Annotated in this window: 5 protein-coding genes; 3 read left to right on the top strand and 2 right to left on the bottom strand. The window is 71.5% G+C overall.

Going from position 1 to position 4463, the window contains the following annotated elements; genetic code table 11:
- Nucleotides 1-1083, bottom strand: coding sequence for a 1-deoxy-D-xylulose-5-phosphate reductoisomerase (gene dxr, locus RWP81_RS14630; protein ID WP_314457300.1), 1083 nt, complete (start codon nt 1081-1083; stop codon nt 1-3).
- A 9-nt stretch (nt 1084-1092) separates the two neighbouring features.
- Nucleotides 1093-2061, bottom strand: coding sequence for an FKBP-type peptidyl-prolyl cis-trans isomerase (locus RWP81_RS14625; RefSeq protein WP_314457298.1), 969 nt, complete (start codon nt 2059-2061; stop codon nt 1093-1095).
- A gap of 111 nt (nt 2062-2172) precedes the next feature.
- On the opposite strand from RWP81_RS14625, the gene RWP81_RS14620 reads away from it, so the two are divergent.
- From RWP81_RS14620 to dhaL, 3 genes are all read left to right on the top strand, one after another.
- The gene (locus RWP81_RS14620; RefSeq protein ID WP_399540613.1) at nt 2173-2922 is read left to right on the top strand and encodes a lysophospholipid acyltransferase family protein; all 750 of its coding nucleotides are present in this window, start codon (nt 2173-2175) and stop codon (nt 2920-2922) included.
- 93 nt (nt 2923-3015) lie between these two features.
- Nucleotides 3016-4011, top strand: coding sequence for a dihydroxyacetone kinase subunit DhaK (gene dhaK / locus RWP81_RS14615; protein ID WP_314457297.1), 996 nt, complete (start codon nt 3016-3018; stop codon nt 4009-4011).
- Nucleotides 4008-4463 (top strand): dihydroxyacetone kinase subunit DhaL (gene dhaL / locus RWP81_RS14610; protein WP_314457296.1); only part of this gene is annotated, 456 nt, incomplete at its 3' end. The genes dhaK and dhaL, both read left to right, overlap by 4 nt.

Genomic DNA, 4463 nt, shown 5'->3' with positions numbered 1-4463 from the left:
TCAGCGCGCGGCGATGATCTCGTCAGCTGTGCGGCGCGCCCACGCCTCGGCTTCGGCGAGGGACTCGCGCGTGAGAGCCGCCGGCGCGTCATGCCGTTCGACGACCCGCTCGATGAGCTCGACGATGTCGAGGAAGCCGAGGCGTCCCTCGTGGAACGCGTCGACGGCCTGCTCGTTGGCGGCGTTGAACACCGCCGGGAACGTCGCTCCCGCGCGGCCGACCCGCTTGGCCAGGGCGACCGAGCCGAAGGCCTCCTCGTCGAGAGGCTCGAACGTCCACTGCGACGCGCGCGTCCAGTCGAGCGGGGCGCCGACGCCGCCGATGCGGTGCGGCCAGTCGAGGCCGAGCGAGATGGGCAGGCGCATGTCGGGCGGCGAGGCCTGCGCGATGGTCGACCCGTCGACGAACTCGACCATCGAGTGCACGATCGACTGCGGGTGCACCGTGACGTCGATACGGTCGTAGGCGACGTCGAACAGCAGGTGCGCCTCGATCACCTCGAGGCCCTTGTTCACCAACGTCGCCGAGTTGGTCGTGACGACGCGGCCCATGTCCCACGTCGGGTGGGCGAGCGCCTGGGCGGGGGTGACGTCGACGAGCTGCTCTCGCGAACGACCGCGGAAGGGGCCGCCGGACGCCGTCAGCACCAACCGGCGCACCTCGTGCTGCTCCCCCGAACGCAGCGCCTGCGCGATGGCGGAGTGCTCGGAGTCGACGGGCACGATCTGGCCCGGAGCGGCGAGCGCCGTGACGAGGTCGCCGCCGACGATCAGAGACTCCTTGTTGGCGAGGGCGAGGGTGCGCCCCTCTTCGAGCGCGGCGATCGTGGGCCCGAGTCCCACAGAGCCGGTGATGCCGTTGAGCACCACGTCTGCCTCGACATCGCGAACCAGCTGCTCCGCCTCGACGGCGCCGAGCGCGATGTGCTCGACCCCGAACGCGTCGGCCAGAGACTCCACGCCGGCTCGGTCGCTCCCCGCGGCCAACCCGACCACGTCGAAACGGTCGGGGTTGGCGCGGATGACATCGAGCGCCTGCGTCCCGATCGAGCCGGTGGAACCGAGGATGAGGACGCGACGCATGCCGTCAGCCTACTGAGCGGCTTCGGCGGCGTGCTGCACGCCGAGGATGTCCACGACGAAGACGAGCGCGGAGTTCGCCGGGATCGAGCCCGACGCCTGGTCGCCGTAGCCGTCGACGGCGGGGATCACCGCGACGACCTGCGAACCGACAGTCTGTCCCTCGAGGGCCTTCTTGAATCCGGGCACCACGCCCGTCGTCGCGAACTGCGCCGGCGCGCCCCGGTCCCAGCTGGAGTCGAACACGGTGCCGCCGTCGTAGAGGACGCCCGTGTACTGCACGATGACCGTGTCACCGGGGTTGACCACCTCGCCGGAGCCCTTCCGCAGGTTCTCGATGCGCGTCTCGGCGGGCGCGGGCGTGCCGGGGACGGTGATGGTGGGCGCACCGTCGTCGGCGAAAGTCACGGTCGGCATGCCCTCGACGGGAGCGACTTCGGCGCCCTCGGCGCGCGTGGGCAGCTCTTCGATGGCATCCGCGATGAGGACGAAAGCGGGCGAGCCGTCTCCGAGGGCTCCCGCGGGGAAGGACGACACGGTTCGCGAGCCGATCGTCGCGCACTGGAGCGAGGCGCCGAAGATCTGCTGCGACGAGATGAGTGTGTCCATGCCGTCGGGCGCCGTCTCGATCGACTGCAGCTGAACGGCGCCGCTCGCCGCGTCGACCAGGGTGAAGTTGGCCTTGAGCACATCGCCCGCCTGCACCTGCTCGCCGGACCCCTCGATCAGGGTGGTGCGCTGCAGCTCCGCGGGAGCGTAGGCGTCGGGAAGGGTCACGTCGACTTTCGACTGGAAGTCGCCCGCGACCGTGAGTCCCTCGGGTGCGGGGGCTTCGGCGAGGGGGGCCTGGCACTGCCCGGCGTCGGCCGTCCCGGTCGTGGCATCCGGGCTCTGCGCCTGGTCGGGTGAACCGGCGCACCCCGCCAGCAGCAACGCCGCGGCGGCGGCGACGGACAGGGAAGCGAACGGGCGGAAGCGCACAGGAGACCTCTCGAAGGGAGCGGGGAGGGTTCCATCTTGGCGCATTCCGCTTGGTCGCGCCTGGGAGTCCTCATGCGCGCGCGGGTATGCGGCGGCGAGTAATCTCGTCGGGTGAGTTCCGACCTGCCCGCTGAACCCCCCGCAGCACGGCCGCAGCAGATGGGCGCCACCTACCTCCTCGGGCGCTCCCTCATCGCGCCGCTGGCCCGCGCCGTCTACCGCCCGCGCATCGAGGGGCGCGAGAACGTCCCGCGCACCGGTCCCGTCATCTTCGCCAGCAATCACCTGTCGTTCATCGACTCCATCGCGATCCCGGTGGCCGCCCCCCGGCCGGTGCACTTCATGGCGAAGGCGGCGTACTTCGAGAAGTGGGCGTCACGACAGTTCTTCACCGCGATCGGCGCGATCGGCGTCGAACGCGGAGCAGGCCAGAAAGCCCTCGAGGCCCTCGACCAGCAGCGGGCCCTGCTCGAAGACGGCCGCGCGGTGGCGCTGTACCCCGAAGGCACACGCTCGCTCGACGGTCGGCTGTACAAGGGCCGCACCGGCGTGGCGTTCCTGGCGCTGCAGACCGGCGCGCCGGTCGTGCCCGTGGGTCTCATCGGCACCGACGCGGTCATGCCCGTCGGCGCGAAGTTCCCGAGCACGAAGCCGCGCATCACGGTGCGCTTCGGCACGCCGCTCGACCTGTCACCTCACGGCCCCGCGTCGTCGGGACGCGCCCGCCGCGGAGCGACCGACGAGATCATGGCCGCGATCCACGCTCTCAGCGAGCAGGAACTCGCGGGCGCCTACAACGAGGCCCCCGCGCAGAATCCGATCGAGCGCATCAAGCAGGTCCTCCCGCACGAACGCCTCTGACCTCGCGCTCCCCACCCTTGACGCGACGGCGGCCGACGAGCATCGTCGGGTGTGCGACGGCTCGCGCCGTCGACGCCACGACGAGGAGGCACCGTGAAGAAGTTCGTGAACGACCCGGGCAACGTGCTGGCCGAGGCCCTGCGGGGAATCGAAGCCGCCTACCCCGAACTGAAGGTGGATGCCGAGAACCGGGTCATCTCGCGCGCGGAGCCGACGCCAGCGGGGAAGGTCGCGCTCGTGTCGGGTGGGGGTTCCGGACACGAGCCGCTGCACGGCGGGTTCGTGGGGCGGGGCATGCTCGACGCCGCCGCCGCCGGTGAGGTGTTCACGTCTCCGACGCCCGATCAGGTGCTCGCGGCGACGCAGGCGGTGGATTCCGGGGCCGGGGTGCTGCACATCGTGAAGAACTACACCGGCGACGTGCTGAACTTCGAGATGGCCGCCGAGCTCGCCGCCGCCGAAGGCGTGCAGGTCGAGTCCGTCGTGGTCGCCGACGACGTCGCCGTCACGGACTCCACCTGGACCGCCGGCCGCCGCGGCACCGGCACCACGGTCATCCTCGAGAAGATCGTCGGCGCGATGGCGGAGGAGGGCGCCGACCTCGCCACCGTCGCCGAGCTCGCGCGGCGCGTGTCGGCCGCGGGCCGATCGATGGGCGTGGCACTGACCAGTTGCACCGTCCCCGCCGCGGGCCGACCCACCTTCGAACTCCCCGACGACGAGATGGAGGTCGGAGTCGGCATCCACGGCGAACCCGGTCGCTCACGGGTGAAGCTGGCATCCGCCCACGAGATCGCGAAGCTGATGGTCGATCCCGTCGTGCACGACTTCGGCGAGCCTGTGGGACCGGCGATCGTGCTGCTGTCCGGCTTGGGCGGGACGCCCTTGATCGAGCAGTACCTGCTGTACGGCGAGATCGCACCGCTGCTGGCGGAGGCCGGCGTCGAGGTCAAGCGGGTGCTCGTCGGCGACTACATCACGAGCCTCGACATGGCCGGCGCCTCGCTCACGGTCGTCAAGGCCGACGACGAGATGCTGAGGCTGTGGGACGCGCCCGTCGTCACCCCGGGACTGCGGTGGGGCGCGTGAGCGGCGCCGTCTCGACCGACGACCTCGTCGCCTGGATCCGCGCGTTCCGCGAGGCCGTGCGGCAGCACAAAGACGAGCTGACGCGCCTGGACTCCGAGATCGGCGACGCCGACCACGGCTCCAACATGGCGCGCGGCCTCGACGCAGTGGTCGCCAAGCTCGATGACCCGCCGGCGAGCGCCGCCGAGCTGTTCAAGACCGTCGGCATGACCCTGGTCTCGTCGGTCGGCGGCGCCAGCGGCCCCCTGTATGGGACGCTGTTCCTGCGCATGGGCCCCGCCCTGTCATCCAACGAGGTGGATGCCGCCTCGCTGGGCGCAGCCCTGCGCGCCGGCGTGGACGGGGTCGTCGCGCGCGGTAAGGCCGAGCTCGGCGACAAGACCATGATCGACGCCCTCTCCCCGGCACTGGACGCGTGGGACGCCGCGGTCGAGGGCGGGGCGGCCCCGGCC

Origin of the sequence: uncultured Microbacterium sp. (genome assembly GCF_963521695.1) — a bacterium.
Lineage (GTDB): Bacteria > Actinomycetota > Actinomycetes > Actinomycetales > Microbacteriaceae > Microbacterium.
The sequence above is the reverse complement of the archived record's forward strand: the minus strand, read 5'-3'. Positions and strand labels throughout refer to the sequence as shown.